Annotated in this window: 1 protein-coding gene; it reads left to right on the forward strand. The window is 66.4% G+C overall.

Translation table 11 applies throughout. The features are described 5' to 3' along the window. Positions 1 to 184, forward strand: a 184-nt coding sequence (locus DY467_RS26100) for a hypothetical protein (protein ID WP_164639948.1), incomplete at its 5' end; no start/stop codon positions are given. Positions 185 to 384 lie beyond the last annotated feature (200 nt).

Below are 384 nucleotides of genomic sequence, written 5' to 3' on the forward strand. Positions count from 1 at the left end.
GGTCCCGCAGATGACGGTTGATAGCCTCACTTGGTTCCAAATCGCCGCGCGCTTGCTGATACTCGTCGTCTTGGTGTTGGTCGTCGCGACGTTTGCCGTGCAAGTGCTGCGCCGGATCGGCGGCCTGTTCGGCCGCCGTCCGCGGATCGTGACCGTGCGACCGCCGCGCCCGCCGCAGCGGTGAGCGGACGAGCTCTCACTCGGTCCGAAACTTCACTCGGTCCGAAACTTCACTTGGTCAGAAACTTCCACGCCACCACGATCACGCACAGCGCGATGAAGATCAGCCAGGCCGGCAGCGGGCGGCGTGGCCCGCTCGTCGGAGCCGGGCGGGCGCCGCGATCGGCGATCCGGGTCACCTTCGGCTTTTGCGGCTTCTTGAAC

Source organism: Rhodopseudomonas sp. BR0G17 (assembly GCF_010907025.1).
GTDB lineage: Bacteria > Pseudomonadota > Alphaproteobacteria > Rhizobiales > Xanthobacteraceae > Rhodopseudomonas > Rhodopseudomonas palustris_H.